Source organism: Sphaerisporangium sp. NPDC049002, from assembly GCF_040649355.1.
Lineage (GTDB): Bacteria > Actinomycetota > Actinomycetes > Streptosporangiales > Streptosporangiaceae > Sphaerisporangium.
On the sequence record NZ_JBEZFH010000077.1, the window covers coordinates 16,894 to 31,397 of the forward strand.

20 protein-coding genes, 1 tRNA gene and 1 pseudogene are annotated in these 14,504 nt (G+C 69.0%); 12 read left to right on the plus strand and 10 right to left on the minus strand.

Going from position 1 to position 14,504, the window contains the following annotated elements:
* Positions 1–134: 134 nt before the first annotated feature.
* Both AB0B89_RS17380 and AB0B89_RS17385 read right to left on the minus strand, forming a co-directional pair.
* The gene (locus tag AB0B89_RS17380) at positions 135–467 is read right to left on the minus strand and encodes a LuxR family transcriptional regulator (RefSeq protein ID WP_358553424.1); all 333 of its coding nucleotides are present in this window, start codon (positions 465–467) and stop codon (positions 135–137) included.
* Positions 468–632: 165 nt separating this feature from the next.
* Positions 633–1,589 (minus strand): hypothetical protein, encoded by a 957-nt coding sequence (locus tag AB0B89_RS17385; RefSeq protein ID WP_358553426.1) that lies wholly within the window; start codon positions 1,587–1,589, stop codon positions 633–635.
* A 281-nt stretch (positions 1,590–1,870) separates the two neighbouring features.
* On the opposite strand from AB0B89_RS17385, the gene AB0B89_RS17390 reads away from it, so the two are divergent.
* The 3 genes from AB0B89_RS17390 to AB0B89_RS17400 all read left to right on the plus strand — a co-directional run bounded on the left by AB0B89_RS17390 (position 1,871) and on the right by AB0B89_RS17400 (position 3,332).
* Entirely contained in the window at positions 1,871–2,104 is a 234-nt protein-coding gene (locus AB0B89_RS17390; RefSeq protein ID WP_358553428.1) for a CDGSH iron-sulfur domain-containing protein, read from the plus strand.
* Between the two features lie 312 nt (positions 2,105–2,416).
* Positions 2,417–2,809, plus strand: a complete 393-nt coding sequence (locus AB0B89_RS17395; protein ID WP_358553430.1) for an STAS domain-containing protein — start codon at positions 2,417–2,419, stop codon at positions 2,807–2,809.
* A gap of 190 nt (positions 2,810–2,999) precedes the next feature.
* Entirely contained in the window at positions 3,000–3,332 is a 333-nt protein-coding gene (locus AB0B89_RS17400) for an isoamylase early set domain-containing protein (RefSeq protein ID WP_358553432.1), read from the plus strand.
* Between the two features lie 359 nt (positions 3,333–3,691).
* Here AB0B89_RS17400 and AB0B89_RS17405 read toward each other — a convergent pair whose 3' ends face one another.
* The 5 genes from AB0B89_RS17405 to AB0B89_RS17425 form a co-directional block, all read right to left on the minus strand.
* Positions 3,692–4,486 carry a class I SAM-dependent methyltransferase gene (locus AB0B89_RS17405; protein WP_358553434.1) on the minus strand — a complete coding sequence of 265 codons (795 nt, stop codon included), beginning with the start codon at positions 4,484–4,486 and terminating at the stop codon, positions 3,692–3,694.
* Positions 4,487–4,588: 102 nt separating this feature from the next.
* Positions 4,589–4,828: a TOBE domain-containing protein gene (locus AB0B89_RS17410; RefSeq protein ID WP_358553436.1), complete on the minus strand. Its 240-nt coding sequence runs from the start codon at positions 4,826–4,828 to the stop codon at positions 4,589–4,591.
* A 103-nt stretch (positions 4,829–4,931) separates the two neighbouring features.
* Positions 4,932–5,708 carry a M24 family metallopeptidase gene (locus tag AB0B89_RS17415; RefSeq protein WP_358553438.1) on the minus strand — a complete coding sequence of 259 codons (777 nt, stop codon included), beginning with the start codon at positions 5,706–5,708 and terminating at the stop codon, positions 4,932–4,934.
* A 59-nt stretch (positions 5,709–5,767) separates the two neighbouring features.
* On the minus strand, positions 5,768–6,214 hold the full coding sequence (locus AB0B89_RS17420) for a hypothetical protein (RefSeq protein WP_358553440.1): 447 nt from the start codon (positions 6,212–6,214) through the stop codon (positions 5,768–5,770).
* 307 nt (positions 6,215–6,521) lie between these two features.
* Positions 6,522–6,598 (minus strand) — tRNA-Lys (locus AB0B89_RS17425).
* A gap of 236 nt (positions 6,599–6,834) precedes the next feature.
* On the opposite strand from AB0B89_RS17425, the gene AB0B89_RS17430 reads away from it, so the two are divergent.
* A complete protein-coding gene (locus AB0B89_RS17430) occupies positions 6,835–7,200 on the plus strand; it encodes a PRC-barrel domain containing protein (RefSeq protein ID WP_358553442.1) in 366 nt (121 codons plus the stop codon).
* Positions 7,201–7,389: 189 nt separating this feature from the next.
* On the opposite strand, the gene AB0B89_RS17435 is transcribed toward AB0B89_RS17430, so the two are convergent.
* Positions 7,390–7,971: a hypothetical protein gene (locus tag AB0B89_RS17435; RefSeq protein WP_358553444.1), complete on the minus strand. Its 582-nt coding sequence runs from the start codon at positions 7,969–7,971 to the stop codon at positions 7,390–7,392.
* Positions 7,972–8,095: 124 nt separating this feature from the next.
* On the opposite strand from AB0B89_RS17435, the gene AB0B89_RS17440 reads away from it, so the two are divergent.
* The 4 genes from AB0B89_RS17440 to AB0B89_RS17455 all read left to right on the plus strand — a co-directional run bounded on the left by AB0B89_RS17440 (position 8,096) and on the right by AB0B89_RS17455 (position 9,685).
* Positions 8,096–8,629 carry a DUF1360 domain-containing protein gene (locus tag AB0B89_RS17440; RefSeq protein WP_358553446.1) on the plus strand — a complete coding sequence of 178 codons (534 nt, stop codon included), beginning with the start codon at positions 8,096–8,098 and terminating at the stop codon, positions 8,627–8,629.
* The gene (locus AB0B89_RS17445) at positions 8,626–8,874 is read left to right on the plus strand and encodes a hypothetical protein (protein ID WP_358553448.1); all 249 of its coding nucleotides are present in this window, start codon (positions 8,626–8,628) and stop codon (positions 8,872–8,874) included. The genes AB0B89_RS17440 and AB0B89_RS17445 overlap by 4 nt, the downstream gene beginning before the upstream one ends.
* On the plus strand, positions 8,871–9,371 hold the full coding sequence (locus tag AB0B89_RS17450) for a DUF6328 family protein (protein ID WP_358553450.1): 501 nt from the start codon (positions 8,871–8,873) through the stop codon (positions 9,369–9,371). Before AB0B89_RS17445 ends, AB0B89_RS17450 begins: the two co-directional genes overlap by 4 nt.
* 164 nt (positions 9,372–9,535) lie before the next feature.
* Positions 9,536–9,685, plus strand: a complete 150-nt coding sequence (locus tag AB0B89_RS17455; protein WP_189166679.1) for a GPGG-motif small membrane protein — start codon at positions 9,536–9,538, stop codon at positions 9,683–9,685.
* Between the two features lie 280 nt (positions 9,686–9,965).
* Here AB0B89_RS17455 and AB0B89_RS17460 read toward each other — a convergent pair whose 3' ends face one another.
* Together AB0B89_RS17460 and AB0B89_RS17465 are read right to left on the minus strand one after the other, a co-directional pair.
* On the minus strand, positions 9,966–10,700 hold the full coding sequence (locus tag AB0B89_RS17460; RefSeq protein ID WP_358553452.1) for a metallophosphoesterase: 735 nt from the start codon (positions 10,698–10,700) through the stop codon (positions 9,966–9,968).
* Positions 10,697–10,993 carry a BON domain-containing protein gene (locus AB0B89_RS17465; protein ID WP_358553454.1) on the minus strand — a complete coding sequence of 99 codons (297 nt, stop codon included), beginning with the start codon at positions 10,991–10,993 and terminating at the stop codon, positions 10,697–10,699. The genes AB0B89_RS17460 and AB0B89_RS17465 overlap by 4 nt, the downstream gene beginning before the upstream one ends.
* Before the next feature lie 451 nt (positions 10,994–11,444).
* On the opposite strand from AB0B89_RS17465, the gene AB0B89_RS17470 reads away from it, so the two are divergent.
* From AB0B89_RS17470 to AB0B89_RS17485, 4 genes and pseudogenes are all read left to right on the plus strand, one after another.
* A complete protein-coding gene (locus AB0B89_RS17470) occupies positions 11,445–12,662 on the plus strand; it encodes a glycosyltransferase (protein WP_358553456.1) in 1,218 nt (405 codons plus the stop codon).
* Positions 12,663–12,693: 31 nt separating this feature from the next.
* Positions 12,694–13,590: a glycosyltransferase family 9 protein gene (locus tag AB0B89_RS17475; protein ID WP_358553458.1), complete on the plus strand. Its 897-nt coding sequence runs from the start codon at positions 12,694–12,696 to the stop codon at positions 13,588–13,590.
* Between the two features lie 242 nt (positions 13,591–13,832).
* Positions 13,833–14,087: a hypothetical protein gene (locus tag AB0B89_RS17480; RefSeq protein WP_358553460.1), complete on the plus strand. Its 255-nt coding sequence runs from the start codon at positions 13,833–13,835 to the stop codon at positions 14,085–14,087.
* A 13-nt stretch (positions 14,088–14,100) separates the two neighbouring features.
* A pseudogene (locus AB0B89_RS17485) lies at positions 14,101–14,337 on the plus strand (SDR family NAD(P)-dependent oxidoreductase); the annotation flags it as partial.
* Positions 14,338–14,504 lie beyond the last annotated feature (167 nt).

Sequence of the window (14,504 nt, forward strand, 5' to 3'; positions counted from 1 at the left end):
CCCAGCGCGGCATCCCGCACGTCCAGCCCATGCCGCACGGGCGGCACCTCCAACGTGGCATGGCGCACGTCCAACGTGGCATGGCTCACGGCTGACATGCCATGTCGCACGGCTGGGGTGGCCGGCCGCGGGGTCTAGCGCGGCATGGCCACGGTGAACAGGATCGCCGAGTCCTCCAGTGCCTCCAGGTGGTGGCGGGAGTCCGGCACGATGAGCAGGTCCCCCGCCAGGGCGTCCCACGACACCTCGCCGGACACCACACGCACCCGCCCCCACAGCACGTACACCGTCGCCTCTCCCCGGAGCTCGTGCTCGCTCTGGACGGTGCCCTCCGTGAGCCCGACCACCGTCTGCCGCAGGACGCGCTCGTGCCCGCCGACCACGGTGTCGGCCGCCTGCCCGCCGGTCGACTCGGCCGCGCGTTCCATCTGCCGGCGAGCCACGGCTACGAGAGAGAACTTCTTCATCGCGGTGTTTCCCCCTGTGTTCGGCACGCCGCTGCGCCGTGGCGACCCGGGAAGGGCCACCACGCCGGACCGCCCCGGTCGCACGAGACGACGAGGGCCTACCTCCATGCCTACCCCGGTTGCGCGTCTCCCCTCATCACGGGCCGGATTCTCGACCGGAGGCGCTTACAGCTTGCGCCGGAGCTCGTCGGAGTGGCGGCGGGCTTCCGCGGCGCGGCGGGCGGCGCGGCCATGTTCCCGCTCGGCCTGGGTCAGCCGCTTCTCGGCCGTCTCCTGCCGGTCTAGTGCGGCCTTGAGCTCCCTGCGCAGCCGCTCCGTCTCCTCCGCTACGGCCGCGCGGGCCCTCCCGGCGTCGCCGACCTCCGCTTCCCACTCGCCGAGGGCCCGCTCCGCGTCGCGCGCCTCGGCGTCGGCGGCGGCCGACCGCTCGGCCAGCCGACGGCGCCGTTCCTCTTCCTCGCGCTTCTTGGCGGCCTCGTCCGGCTTCCCTGCCCGCTTCCTCGCGGCCCCGTCGCCACCCTTCGCGCCGTCACCGCGCTTCCCGGCATCACCGCGCTTCGCGCCGTCACCGCGCTTCGCGCCGTCACCTCGCTGCTCGGCGGCGGGCCGTACGGTCCCGGCGGTCGGCGCCGCGCCCGGCTCGGCGAGCTCGCCGGTCGGGACGAACCCGGCGTAGCTCCGCGGCTGCGCGAGCGAGCCCGCGCGTACCTCCTCGGCCACCGCCGGGTCCATCGTCGCGGCGTGCAGGGTGTCCTCGACCTCCCGGGTCGCCGGCTCGCGCAGCGGGCGCCCCGCCTCGCTCGCCAGCGACTGGGCCGTACGGACCAGACCGGAGACCAGCTCGCCCCGCCGCTGGTCGATGCCGCCGATCGGCTCGCCCGACGCCCACGCCGAACGCAGTTCCGCGCCGAGGTCGAGCAGCCGCGCCAGCTCGTCCGGATCGGACCTGGCGAGCCGGTTGACCGCCCACGCCGACACGGTGGGGCGCCGCAGCGCTCCGATCAGCTTGGCGAGCCCGGCGTCACCCGCCTTCTTGGCCTCGGCGGCCAGGTGCCTGCGCCTTTCCACGAAGTCGTCGGGCGTGCCTCCGTACAGCTCGCTCTCGGCGGCGGAAAGGTCCACACCAACCCCCTACCCGAAGCGGCGGGTGACCGAGGGTTCACCGGCTCGCACGCGACTTCTTACGGGACTTCCAGCGGAACTTGAACGCCCACTCACCCATCTGCGCCACGCGCCACATGCTACCGCGCGATCGGTCGATCCTCGCTTGTGTGTTCCCATCCCTGCGGCACGGTGCCGCGTTTCCTCCCATGCCCAAGGCGGGGGTCTCCCCGTGAAGTGGGATGTTTCCCCACGTGGTGGAGTGGTGGATTTGCTTTCCCCCGGCCGGGCACGATGGAGAGATGGCTCAGCGGAGTGAGGACCTGGTCACGGTGACGCCGTGTGAGGACGGCCCGCTTCTCGTACGTGGGCCGTTCGCCCTGATGACCCAGGACGGGCGTCCCATCGACCCTGGCAGGGCGACGGTCGCGCTGTGCCGGTGCGGCCGGTCGTCGACCAAGCCGTTCTGCGACGGCTCGCACAAGGCGACCGGCTTCAAGGCCCCGAGCGATCCCGGCGAGCCCGCCACGACCTGACCCGGTGTGCCCTACCGGGCTCCGGCCGGAAGCCGCGCCGGGATGGGCACGCCGCCGATGGAGCCCTACACGGGGGGCACGCGGGCGGATCCGCGCGCCGTCCACCGGGGGTGGGACGACGCCCCTGATCCTCGTCCCTGTCGACGCGGACGCTCCTTCCTCTTTGCGTATTTGCCCGAACCGTGACTCCCCCTGGAACAGCACGACGTCGCACGTCGAACGGCAGGCCGTGACGTTACCGATAGATGAGATGCCGAGGGGTAGCGTGATTTGGAAATAGCACCCAAATCCGATGAAAGCACCTAAATAGCCATGCAATTAATAATCTCCGTGTCACACCATCCGCCTGTCACGGTGCTGAGGCTGGCAGGCGATCTTGATCTCGCGACGACCGGCCTCCTGGCCGGGACCCTCGACGATCTCCTGCGCGACGGGCACACCACCCTGGTCGTGGACGCGTCCGCCCTGGATTTCTGCGATGTGACCGGCGTGGACGCCCTCCTGGAAGGCCACATGGCGGCGGACAGGGCCGGTGGCTCTCTCCGGCTGAGCGGAGTGCACGGCTTCCTCCACCGCGTGCTGGAGCTGACCCGGCTCTGTGACGTCCTCCAGACGACCGACCTCCTACCAGAGAGGGCTGACGGCTTCCCGCCCGAGGGTTTCCGGCCCGACGGCGCGGACGGTTTCATGCCCGTGTACCACTAGCCCGGCCGCCTGTAAGGGCCAGAGCGAATCCATGGCTGTGCTTGGCACACGCGCAGGAATCCCCGACGACGGCCAGGGGTAGGACGCAGATACGGCTGCCCGGGGGGCAGCTTTCCGCGACATCGGCGGTCAGATGACCACTTCGTACGTTCTCTCGTCGCGGACATGACCGGCAGTTGGAGGACAAACGATGATCAAACGTGGTCGGCCCGCCAAGAACGGGCTTGTCGAACTCACCTTCACCGTGCCGGTCGACCAGGCGCCGGCCGGCCTCTCCCTCGTGGGCGACTTCAACGCCTGGGATCCCTACGCCCATCCGATGCGGCAGGACGACGACGTCTACCAGGTGACGATCTCCGTCCCCGCCGATCGGCCCATCTGCTTCCGCTACCTGGGCGACGGAGGAGTCTGGTTCGACGACGCCGACGCCGACCGTCACGACCGCGAGGGCGGCCATCTGGACCCCGCGCCGGCGGACATCTCGAACGCCAACGGCAGGACCGCCACAGTCTCCGCCGGCTGACCGGCGGGGGTCACGGAGCGAGCGGCGCGGGCACTCCCATAGGCCTGAAGCTCCTACAGAACCTCGTGAGGCTCGCGCCCGCCGCTGAAGTACATCACCCGCTGCCCGCCGGACAGGCCCGCCCGTACGGCGTCAGCGGTCATCTTCCTGCGCGCGGCATCCGAGTCGAACACTCCGCACTGATGCCGACCGGCACCGGCACCACTCACCGGTACCACCGCACCCGGTGGAGACATCGCACATCCATTCCGATGACCGAACCTTGACCCCACGATAACGCCGAACGGTACTAATCCCCATGCCCAGCCGGTCATCGTCGGAATGCTCGACCATGACGCGACCGGCTCTCCCCCGCTGCCTCAGGTGAGGCGGTGGGCGACTCGCAGCTCGGTGAGGTAGCGCTTGCTGATCTGGCCGCCGTGTCGCTCGATCAGAGATCCGATGCAGCTCAGCAGCCCATCTCGCGCACCCTCCTCCAGCATTCGGTGACCGGAGTAGGTACGCAGCACATCGAGATATCGCGCGGTCGAGTACGACAACTCCCACTCATAGCGACGGAAGACGGCCGGTCCGAACCGCTTAGACCCGTCCAGTTCCGCGCTGTCGGCGGGGATGTCGCTGGAGGGGAGCAAACGCAGTCCCGGCGGCGTCGAGGGGTCGAACCGCTCATAGCAGTGCTGCACCTCGCGGAAGAGGTCCTCGCTGCCGCCGGCGACATGATGGGTGGCGATGGTGGCCAGCGCACCACCGACGCGCAGGGCGTCGGCCGCCTTGCCCACCCTGACCGCCGGGTCGATCCAGTGGAACGCCGTCGCCGACAGCACGACGTCGAACGGCTGTTCCGGCAGCGGCCACTCCTCGAACGCCGAGGTCACCACGTTGACCAGCGGAAAACGCTCCAGATTGCGGCGAGCCACCACGGCCATCGCCGCCCCGAGCTCCACCGCGACGATCTGGCAACCCCGCTCGGCCAACGGCACCGTAGCCTGCCCCGTCCCGGGGCCGACCTCCAGCACCCGGCACCCCGCGCGGGTTCCGGCCAGATCAGCCAGATCCTCGAACACCTCAGGCGGATAACCCGGACGGGCCTGGTCATACAGCTCAGCGTCCTCGCTGAAGGTCTCCCGCAACCTCTCGCGATCGCTCTCCACCATGCGCAAAGGCTACCGAACCCGGTGCGCTTGGCCCCAGCGGCGCGGTGGTCTCACCAAGCCGGACGGCCGTTCCATCCTGGCCGTCCGGCGTGGGTCCCGTCCTCAGTCCTTCACGGCCAAGATCAGGTCGGAGGCCTTGATCAGCGCGATCACCTCGCTGCCCTGCGACAGGCCCAGCTCCTCTGCGGCCTCCGTGGTGATCGAAGCCACCAGCCGCACCCCACCGGCGTCAAGCTCCACATTCGCCGTCGCCTCACCGTGGGTCACGGCGGTCACCCTCGCCGGGATCTTGTTGCGCGCGCTCAACCGCATGGCCGACACTCCCTTGATCGATATTGCCATCGCCTGCCTCATTCCCCATCAGGACCGCCTCAGGCCGAAAGACGCCACAGGCAACGCGGTGGTTCAGCCGGGTTTCGACGGATACCGAAATGCGTCGACGGTCTCATGGGTGGTCACCGGGGTCGCAGGCGAGCAGGGTCCAGCCTCGGCGCGCCGCCTCCCAGTCGGTGTACGGGCTCCCGAAGGGCGGGTCATCCAAGGTCGAGCAGTTCCTCGTAGAAGCCACCGAACCCCCGTTCCCGATCGACCAGATGGATCTCCAAGACCAGGTGCAGCGCCGTCCGGCCCGGTCGGTGCGTCGCATCGGTGTCTCGTTGCCGGGTGCGATGTAGGACTCGATGTCGGCGCCGTCGATCTTCTCGTGGGGGAACTCGCCCACCAGGTGCCCGGCGATCGAACCCCCGAACTCCCACCCGGCCTCGGCGGACAGCCGCTCGACCTCGGCATACAGTCGCTCCCCGGTGATATCCGGCTCGGCCTCGAAGACGCGGCGTCCGGCGGCGAAGACCGCGGGCAGATCCTCGCGCAGCCGATGCTTGACGGGATCGTCGCCGAGCACGAAGGTGCGCCCGAAGTCGGCCTCCCATGCCTCGAAGATGGGGCCGAAGTCGGCGAAGGCGATGTCGTCCTCGCCGATGATCCGATCCGGAGGGTTCTCCTGGTACGGCTGGAGGGTGTTGGGCCCGGATCGCACGATCCGCTTGTGCCAGTGGCGGGTTGTGCCGAACATCTCGTTGGCCAGATCACGGATGCTGTCACTGACCGCGCGTTCGCCGCGCCCACTCGCGATCAGGCCCCGCGTCTCCACCTCGCGGAACAGCTCGGCCGCTTTGGCCTGGGCGTCCAACAGCCGCGCGACACGCACGCTTTCGTCTGCCATGTTGCCGAACGTATCCACCCCCCGACGACCGAGCAAGGCGATTACCCCCACCAGCTCGACTAGGATTTCAGCGCTAAATCGTCCTTCACCACAACGGAGAGGAGTCCATCTTCGTCGAAGTCCATGAGGACGCCCGACCCGACCACCTGCCACCATGTTTCATCCGGCACGTAGGGCTGGGTTTCAATGACTACCTCCCCCCGGTCGCGCAACGCGGCAAGCAGCTCATCTCGGCGAGGAGTCAGCCCTCTTCCCGAATCGCATAGACCGACCGGCAGGTTCACATTTTCCCCGGCAGGCTCTATTGCTATATACCAGATGACATCGCTGCGCGATCTACCAATCTGGACTCCCGCGAAGGCATACATCTTGTCATCCGGCCCCTCGGTCTCGCCGTCCGGAGGACCAAGCACACGTAGCGCCTTAAACCAGGGATCTCCAATTTCAAGTCCCTTCAGATCACCCGTTGCGGCGAAGCCGACTATCTGCTTCACGATCATTTCCACCTCACATCCAACGACTGCTTCGAGGCCGGGGGCCTGTCAATGCTTGATCCGTGAGATGCCGGTCGCACGCAGCGATCATGGCTTATCAGGGCGTATGAGGATTTCTAGGCTTGGGACCTCATGGGCCGCTCCAGCCGATGCTTCGGACCCGCTGATCGCTGATCGGGTGCTGCTCGGTGAGGCGGCGCTCCCGGACACGCCGGCTACTTGCAGGTCAGGCCACCCGGCGACTGCCGGGCGAGGGCCGCGAAATGACTCTGGGCACCCTCGTCGTGAACGAGGATGCCCAGGTCATCAGCGTCAGCCGTGGTGCGCCGCCAGGGACTCGAACCCCGGACCCGCTGATTAAGAGTCAGCTGCTCTAACCAACTGAGCTAGCGGCGCGCGACCCCATCCAGATTAGCGGTACAAACGGGGTGGCTGTGACATCTGCCCGGCTTAGAACCCCAACGGGTGTGTCTACCAGGCGTGTCTCTCCAGGATCGTACGTGCCGGCGGGCCGCTCGTCGGTCGGCCTTACCGTCGCGCAAGGCCGACGTATCCGCGTGACGACGTTTGGCGGGGGATGAGCGGGTAGGGCGGAGAGTCCCGACGAAGGCAATCGAAGGGAGAACGCGAACATGCAGCAGGATCTTTGGAGCTACAGCCCGACCGTCACCGGGGCCAACCAGAACTTCGACGTGGTCGGATACCACGTCGAGGCCACGGACGGCAAGATCGGTTCAGTCGACGAGGCCACCTACGAGGTGGGCGAGAGCTACCTGATCGTGGACACCGGTCCCTGGATCTTCGGTAAGAAGGTCATGCTTCCCGCGAGCACGGTCACCCAGATCGACCCGCAGGAGAAGAAGATCTTCCTTAGCCGCACCAAGCAGGAGATCAAGGACTCGCCGGAGTTCGACGAGGCCGCGTTCAAGGAGCCCGCGTACCGCAACCAGGTGGGCGACTACTATGGCCGCTTCCCGTTTGGGCCGGGCACCCTCTAGGCCATCACCCGCCCGGGAAGAAGCGAAGGCCGCGCCTCCAAGGCGCGGCCTTCCGCCGTATAGCCCGGAGATCGCCAGTCTTCCGCCGTATACGCCGGAGATCGCCGTTTGAGCCTGAGTTCGTCACCGTACAAAGCCTGAGTTCGTCACCGTACAAAGCCTGAGGCCATCGCCGGGCGAGCCGAGAGATCAGGGCCAGCGGGTGTCGGCGTCGTCGGGTGGGGGCTTGGGGCAGGCCACGCCGAGCCGGTCGAGCAGGGTCAGGAACGTCGAGGCGTACGGGGAGACCGACGCGACGACGGCGACCCGGTCCCAGTCGACCTGCTCCCTGAGGGCGCGGACCTGCGGCAGCATCGACCCGTAGTCGCAGCTGTGCTCCGACATCGGCAGGATCCACGAGATGACGAGGTCGGTCGCGTCGAGGACGGGGAGGCTCAGCGCCGCCGTGTTGATCATGTCGGCCCTGCCGATCATCTCCGGCGTGACCGGGCGCTCCTCGATCCTGAAGATCAGGTCGACCAGTCTGTCGCCCTCGTCGAACGCCTTGACCAGCCAGTCCTCCGGCGGCCTGGCCGTGCGGAACCCGACCTCCCTGAGCATCTCCAGCGTGCGAGGCACGTCCTCCTCGACCAGCACGAAGTCGACATCGTGCAACGAAGGGGCGGCGCCGCGGGCATAGGCCGCACAGCCGCCGGCGAGCGCGAACCGCACACCCTCGGCCTTGAGCACGGACCCGGCGCGCTTCAACGTGTCGATGATCGCGTCGGTCACCTCATGCGTGTGACTTCCCAAGGCTCACCCCCAAACGAGCGCAGGCTGAAGATCGCACCTACCCGCCTTCCCCGTAGGCCAAACACGGCGCATGGTCGTGCCCCGGGAGGGTAGGCGGCGGCCTATGACCAACATATTCACGAGCACACTTCGTAAGGAGGAACGGGCCTACGAGAACGGAGCCGATCGGCCGCTTGGATCTTACCTGCGCGTTCTCGGCGTCTACGGCGGCACGGTGGCGGGACTGCTCGCCCTGGGCAAGCTGACGGGCGCCAGGCCACCGGCGCGGATCCCCCCGATGGATCTGCTTTTCATGGGGCTGAGCACACACCGACTCTCCCGGACGATCACGAAGGACCCGGTCACGAGCCCGTTCCGGGCACCTTTCACACGCTACGCCGGGTTGAGCGGACCTGCCGAACTGAGGGAGGAGGTTCGCGGCCACGGCATCAAGCATGCCGTAGGCGAGCTTGTGACCTGCCCCTTCTGCGTCGCGCAGTGGGTCGCCACGGCCTACGCCGCCGGGATGGTCTTCGCCCCCGCGTTCACCCGCCTCGTGGGGGCCACCATGTCCGCCGTCGCCGTCTCCGACTGGTTACAACTCGGGTACGCGCGCCTGATGCGGCCCACCGAGGAGCCGCCCGAGGAGGAGTCATGACCGAGATCTCCCTCAGCGCGTCGCTGAAGGCCCTGCAGGACAACCCCTACGGCAAGTGGTTCGGGTTCGCCGCGCTCGGACTGGTCGCGTTCACCCTCCTCAGCGTCGTGGCGGGCCTGGCGGGAGCCGTCTGGCTGACGGTCCTCCTGGGCTTACTGGCCTACGCGGCACTGGCGGGTGCCCTGTTCACCGTGCGGCGCATAGTACGGGCCCACCGGCGCGAAAGGATCAGGAAGTACAGATGACGTTGAGTGACATGGCCGGACCCGAGTCCGAAGAGAGCCACAAGGAACGGGTCGACCGTGAGCTCGGCGAACTCCTCCAGGGGTTACGCGTGGCGGCCACGGGCGTGCAGGTGCTTTTCGCCTTCCTTCTCACACTTCCCTTCTCCACGGGTTTCGGAAAAGTCGACGAGCCAGGACGGTGGCTGTTCTATGTCGCCATGCTGAGCGCCGCCGTGGCGTCCATTTGCTTCATCGCCCCGGCGACGCAGCACCGCATCCTTTTCCGCACCCAGTTGAAGGAGCTCATGCTCAAACGCGCCAACCGGCTCGGCGTCGTGGGAGGGATCGCGCTCGCCATCTCCATGACCTGCTCGACCGGCCTGGTCGTGGAGGCCTTCCTCGGCCTCCTGCCGGCGGCGCTGCTGGCGGGAGGAGTGGCGGGACTGAGCGGCTGGCTGTGGTTCGTGGAGCCCCTCGTCTCACGCCACCGCGGGCGGGACCGCGCACAGGAGGGCTGACACGTTCTACGGGCGCCTCCCCACGTCGGGCGACGTGGGGAGGCGCCCGTACGTTTGCGCTGGCCAGCCCCATACTTGGCTGTGGCTTGAACATTAACCCAGCGATAGCAAGAGTTGATTCGCAAACACGTTAATGAAGCATTTGTCAGGGCAGAGGGATGCCCATGGGTACACTTCTTTGGCTCATCGCCGTCGTTCTCGTCATCGCCGGGATCTACGTCATCCTGGCCCGTCGCGACCTCCTCTGGGGGATCGTCCTCATCGTCGTCGGCCTTCTCGTCGGGCCCGGTGGCGTCAGCATCTTCCATCCGTAACGTTCACCTAGAACACCAGGCGAAGTTGGGACGCGGAAGCGGCGGACCGGCCCATCCGGCCCGCCGCCGCGGCCCCATGCCAACGGTCCCTCACAGGCACCGATTCGAGCGTTCGAAAAGAGAAAAACGAGAAATCTCAGCGGTCAGCCGATCCCCTTGGCTGAACCGCGCCTCACCATGCGGCCCTCTCAGACCGTCCGCCCGCCCGGAACAGCCTTCGCCCCGCCGAGGAGAGATCCTGGGCGGGGCGGAAAGACGTCGGCGGGCGTGTCAGGGCGGGTCAGCAGATCTCGGGGTCCTCACCGCCAAGGCAGTAGACGGCGTACGCCCTGCTGAGCACGGGCAGCGCCACGTTGCGGACGCGGACTCCACCGGGCGTCACGCCCTTCTCGACACCGGCGTGCGCGTGCCCGTGGATGAAGAGGTCGGCGCCCTCGGCGTCGACCGCCTCGGCGAGCAGGTAGCTGCCGAGGAAGGGATAGATCTCCAGCGGCTCTCCCGCGAGGGTGTCCTTGACCGGCGAGTAGTGGCTGAGCACCACCTTGTGGTCGGTGTCCAGGCCCTTGAGCGCCTTGTGCCAGAGCTCGGCGATCTCCCTGGTGTGCCGGACGAACGCCTTCATCTGCGGCTCACCGAACTCGCTCGCGCACTTGCCCGCGAACCCGCCGCCGAAGCCCTTGCCGCCCGCCACGCCGAGACGTACGTCGCCGCACTCGATCACCGTGGAGTCGTCCTGCAGGACGCGTATCCCGGCGTCTCGGAGCAGATCGACGATCTCGTCCTCGGCGTCGGACTGGTAGTCGTGGTTGCCGAGCACGGCGACCACGGGAACCGGCAGGTCGCGGAACTCGTCGGCCACGACCCTGCCCTCCTCGGGGGTGCCGTGACGGGTCAGGTCGCCCGCGATCAGCAGCACGTCGGCCCGCTCCTCGATGCCGTCCAGCCTGCGGCGGTACCTCCCCCGGATGTCCTCACCCAGGTGGACGTCGCCGACGGCAGCGACTCTGATCTTCACAGGGTCTCCTCCTCTCCCGGTTCCCTCACCTCGACCACGGTGACCTCGTTGTGGATCTTCAGGCCGGGCGCGGTGTCACCGGCCACCGCCGCGACGAGGAGCCGGCGTTCGTGCGACTCCACCTGGCCGCCCAGGAAAAGCTGGTCACCGCGGATGTCGACGCGTATCCCGAGCTCGTAGGTGCGCTCGTCCTCCGCGAGCGCCCGCTGCACGCGGGCGGCGACGTAGTGAGGAGCGTCGTAGTGCGGAGCGTCGTGATGCGAGGCGACGTCGTGCTGAGCCTCGTGGGACATCGTCTACCCCCCTCCGATCGAGTACAGGTCTCGCCCTGCCCGACGTACCGGCCGCGAAACCGGGGAGGTTTGATGGGTCGTTCTCAGGATAGAACAGCGCGTTGACAAGAAGTGAGTACGACGCCGGCGCCGACGTCGCCACCGTGCACCCTGCCCCCCGTGCACCTCGCGACCGCGGCCGCCCTCCGTATGGTCCACCCTTGCTCGTGATCTGTGACCGAAGTCGATCCGTGCCGAAGTCTGATCCCCGAGGTTCTGATCCCCCAAGGTTCCGATCCGCGCCGAGGTTCTGATCCACGCGGAAGTTCGTGATCCGTGCCGCGCCGGGTGGCCAGCGCATGCTCCACACGCCATCAGGCATCGACCAGCCCGATTTCGGGCGCCCCCTCCCTGAGCTCGATGCCCCCGAGCCAGGAAGCCAGCAGGGATCGGCCAACCTGGAGGAGATCCGGTGAAGGTAGCAATGGTGTCCGAGCACGCGAGTCCCCTCGCCCTCGCCGGAGGCGTGGACTCCGGCGGCCAGAACGTCCACGTCGCGGCCCTCGCCCGGAGCGTGGCCGCCAGGGGTCACGACGTGACCGTCTACACCCGCAGGGAGAGCACCGAGATCGCCGAAGAGGTGGCGTTCGGCCCCGGCGTGTCGGTGGTCCACGTCCCCGCGGGTCCGCCGGAAAGGATCCCCAAGGACGCGATCCTGCCGTGGGTCCCCGACTTCGGGCACTGGCTTCGGCAGCGCTGGATGTTCCAGCCCCCGGACGTCGTCCACAGCCACTTCTGGATGAGCGGCCTCGCGGCCCTGGCCGCCGCCCGCGATCCCGGGATCCCCGTGGTCCACACCTTCCACGCCCTCGGCGTGGTGAAGCGGCGCCACCAGGGCACGGACGACTCCAGCCCGCGCGAGCGACTGAAGGCGGAGATCGTCGTCGCCCGGGGCGTCGACCGGGTCATCGCCACGTGCGGTGACGAGGCCGAGGAGCTGATCCGGCTGGACGTCCCCCGCCGCTCGGTCCAGGTCGTACCCTGCGGCGTCGACTGCGGGGAGTTCGGGCCGTACGGGCCCGCCGCGCCGCGCCCGCGCGGCCCGCGCGTGCTGTCCATCGGTCGGCTGGTGCCCCGCAAGGGCGTCGACACCGTCATCGAGGCCATGCGCCTGGTCCCCGGAGCCGAGCTGATCGTCGCGGGAGGGCCGCCCGCCCGCGAACTGGACCATGACCCCGAGGTCACGCGGCTTCGCCGTATCGCCTCCGAGGCCGGGGTCGCCGGCCGGGTCCGCTTCGTCGGCCGTGTCTCCCACGAGAGCGTCCCGGCCCTCATGCGCTCCGCCGACCTGGCCGTCTGCGTCCCCTGGTACGAGCCGTTCGGCATGGTCACGCTGGAGGCCATGGCCTGCGGGCTCCCCGTGATCGCCTCCTCCGTCGGCGGCCAGTGCGAGACCGTGGTCGACGGCCTGACCGGCACGCTGGTCCCGCCGCGCGACCCGAGGTCCCTCGCCACGGCCCTCAACACGCTGCTCCACGACCACGACCGGCGCGCGGCGTACGGGACGGCGGGCGCCGAGCGTGCCCGCGCGCGGTACGACTGGCCCCGGATCGCCGCCGAGACCTGCGCCGTCTACGAGGAGGTCCTGGAGGCGCGCGGACGTATCCCTGTCGGAAGGAAGGCGTCGTGAACCCCGGTTGCGTCCCGGGGGGCTCTGGACCATGAGCGTCGCCCTGGTGCTGCGGGCGCACGGCATAGGCGAGCTGCTCACGGCCGTACCGGCCCTGCGGGCGCTGCGCCGTGGCGGCCTGAACGTCGTCCTCGCCGCGCCGCCGGAGCTGAACGATCTCGCCCTTCTCACCGGCGCCGTCGAGGGCCTGCTGCCCATGCGTGGTCTGGACGAGCTCACGTGGAACGGCCGGCGGCCGGACCTGGCGGTGAACATGCACGGGCGCGGGCCGAGAAGCCATCGCCTGATGATGGACCTGCGGCCTCGGCGGCTGTGGGCCTTCGCCAACCCGGCCGTGCCCCGGCTGAAGGGGCCGGGCTGGCACGAGCACGAGCACGAGGTGACGCGCTGGTGCCGGCTCGTCACCTGGTACGGCTCGCGCGCCGACCCCGCCGACCTGGCCCTTCCCGTCCCGCTCTGCCACAACCCGGCGCCCGGAGCCGTGGTGATCCATCCGGGGGCCAGGGAGGCGGCGAGGCGCTGGCCGCCCGAGCGCTTCGCCGCGGTGGCGAGGGCCATGGTCGCCGAGGGCCTGAGGGTGGTCGTGACCGGAAGCCGGCGTGAGCGCCCCATGGCCCTGCTGGTCGCGTCCCAGGCGAAGCTGGCGCCGCGCAGCGTGCTGGCCGGCCGTACATCCCTGAAAGAGCTGGCCGGCGTGGTAGCGGGGGCGGGCCTGGTGGTCAGCGCGGACATCGGGATGGCGCAGCTCGCGACGGCGTACGGCACCCCGTCGGTGGTGGTGTTCGGCCCCGAATCGCCCGCCCGGTGGGGGCCGCCCGCGGACAGGCCGTGGCACCGGGCCCTCGCGCGCGGCGCCGATCCCCGGTCGGTGACCGTGGAGGACGTCGTGGCGGCCGGCCGCGAGGTCCTCTCCGTCCCCGTCCGCTGAGACTCCGTCCTCGTTCGCTGAGACTCCGTCCCCGTCCGCCGGGACGGCGTTCCCGAAAGGCGTTCCCCGAGAAGGCAGGGGTTTGGACGGGCTCCTGAACGGTAGCTGGGAGGGAACGGTGTCCACCAGCAGGAGGAAGAGGACGTGTTCCATCGATCGGCTCAGGTCGTCAACCGGCCGGAGCGCACATGACGTCGGATCTGTCGGGTATGGGAGACGTCCAGCCGAAAGGGGGACCGGCAATGAACGAAACGCCGGAACAGCGGTCTTCGACCGGTAAGCCCATGGTGACGGGAACTCCCCGGGACGTCATTCACCTACGCCTGGGGTCGTTCGTCCTGTTCCTCGCGGTGGCACTCGGAGTGCTGGCGCTGGTCGCCAAGGCCACGTTGATCGTCGTGGTCCTCGCCGTGGTCGCCGTGATCGCCGTCGTGGACGTCGTGCTGGCCGTACGGCGCCAGCGCCGTCTCGGCGGTGGACCGCGGTCCACCGGCTGAAGCAGCGGATCGCATGGTCCGCCGGCTGAAAGGGGAGAACGTGTTAAGCGGGAAGGTCGTCGTCGTGACCGGCGCCAGCGGTGGCGTCGGCCGCGCTGTGGTGCGGATACTCGGAGAAAAGGGCGCGAAGGTCGCCCTCATCGCGCGGGGGGAGACCGGCCTCGCGACCGCCGCCGCCGAGGTGGGAGGCGAGGGCGGCACCGCCAAGGTCTTCCCCGCGGACATGGCCGACCACGAGCAGGTGGACGCCGCGGCCGACAGCGTCGAGAAAGAGCTCGGCCCCATCGACGTGTGGATCAACGTGGCGTTCGCCTCGGTGTTCCTCCCAGGCCCACGACGAGATCGAGAACACCGCCGAGGGCGTCCGCCGCGTCACCAACCGCGCCGGAGGCGTCGAGGGCGGCATGACCAACGGCG

Bases quoted from the DNA above. Each gene is read 5' to 3' on its own strand.
- AB0B89_RS17400 (WP_358553432.1), top strand. From the start codon at position 3,000: ATGATCAAACGTGGTCGGCCCGCCAAGAACGGGCTTGTCGAACTCACC.
- AB0B89_RS17380 (WP_358553424.1), bottom strand. From the start codon at position 467: ATGAAGAAGTTCTCTCTCGTAGCCGTGGCTCGCCGGCAGATGGAACGC.
- AB0B89_RS17405 (WP_358553434.1), bottom strand. From the start codon at position 4,486: ATGGTGGAGAGCGATCGCGAGAGGTTGCGGGAGACCTTCAGCGAGGAC.
- AB0B89_RS17410 (WP_358553436.1), bottom strand. From the start codon at position 4,828: ATGGCAATATCGATCAAGGGAGTGTCGGCCATGCGGTTGAGCGCGCGC.
- AB0B89_RS17465 (WP_358553454.1), bottom strand. From the start codon at position 10,993: ATGTCCCACGAGGCTCAGCACGACGTCGCCTCGCATCACGACGCTCCG.
- AB0B89_RS17415 (WP_358553438.1), bottom strand. From the start codon at position 5,708: ATGGCAGACGAAAGCGTGCGTGTCGCGCGGCTGTTGGACGCCCAGGCC.
- AB0B89_RS17395 (WP_358553430.1), top strand. From the start codon at position 2,417: ATGCAATTAATAATCTCCGTGTCACACCATCCGCCTGTCACGGTGCTG.
- AB0B89_RS17475 (WP_358553458.1), top strand. From the start codon at position 12,694: ATGAGCGTCGCCCTGGTGCTGCGGGCGCACGGCATAGGCGAGCTGCTC.
- AB0B89_RS17445 (WP_358553448.1), top strand. From the start codon at position 8,626: ATGACCGAGATCTCCCTCAGCGCGTCGCTGAAGGCCCTGCAGGACAAC.
- AB0B89_RS17455 (WP_189166679.1), top strand. From the start codon at position 9,536: ATGGGTACACTTCTTTGGCTCATCGCCGTCGTTCTCGTCATCGCCGGG.
- AB0B89_RS17480 (WP_358553460.1), top strand. From the start codon at position 13,833: ATGAACGAAACGCCGGAACAGCGGTCTTCGACCGGTAAGCCCATGGTG.
- AB0B89_RS17390 (WP_358553428.1), top strand. From the start codon at position 1,871: ATGGCTCAGCGGAGTGAGGACCTGGTCACGGTGACGCCGTGTGAGGAC.
- AB0B89_RS17450 (WP_358553450.1), top strand. From the start codon at position 8,871: ATGACGTTGAGTGACATGGCCGGACCCGAGTCCGAAGAGAGCCACAAG.
- AB0B89_RS17440 (WP_358553446.1), top strand. From the start codon at position 8,096: ATGACCAACATATTCACGAGCACACTTCGTAAGGAGGAACGGGCCTAC.
- AB0B89_RS17430 (WP_358553442.1), top strand. From the start codon at position 6,835: ATGCAGCAGGATCTTTGGAGCTACAGCCCGACCGTCACCGGGGCCAAC.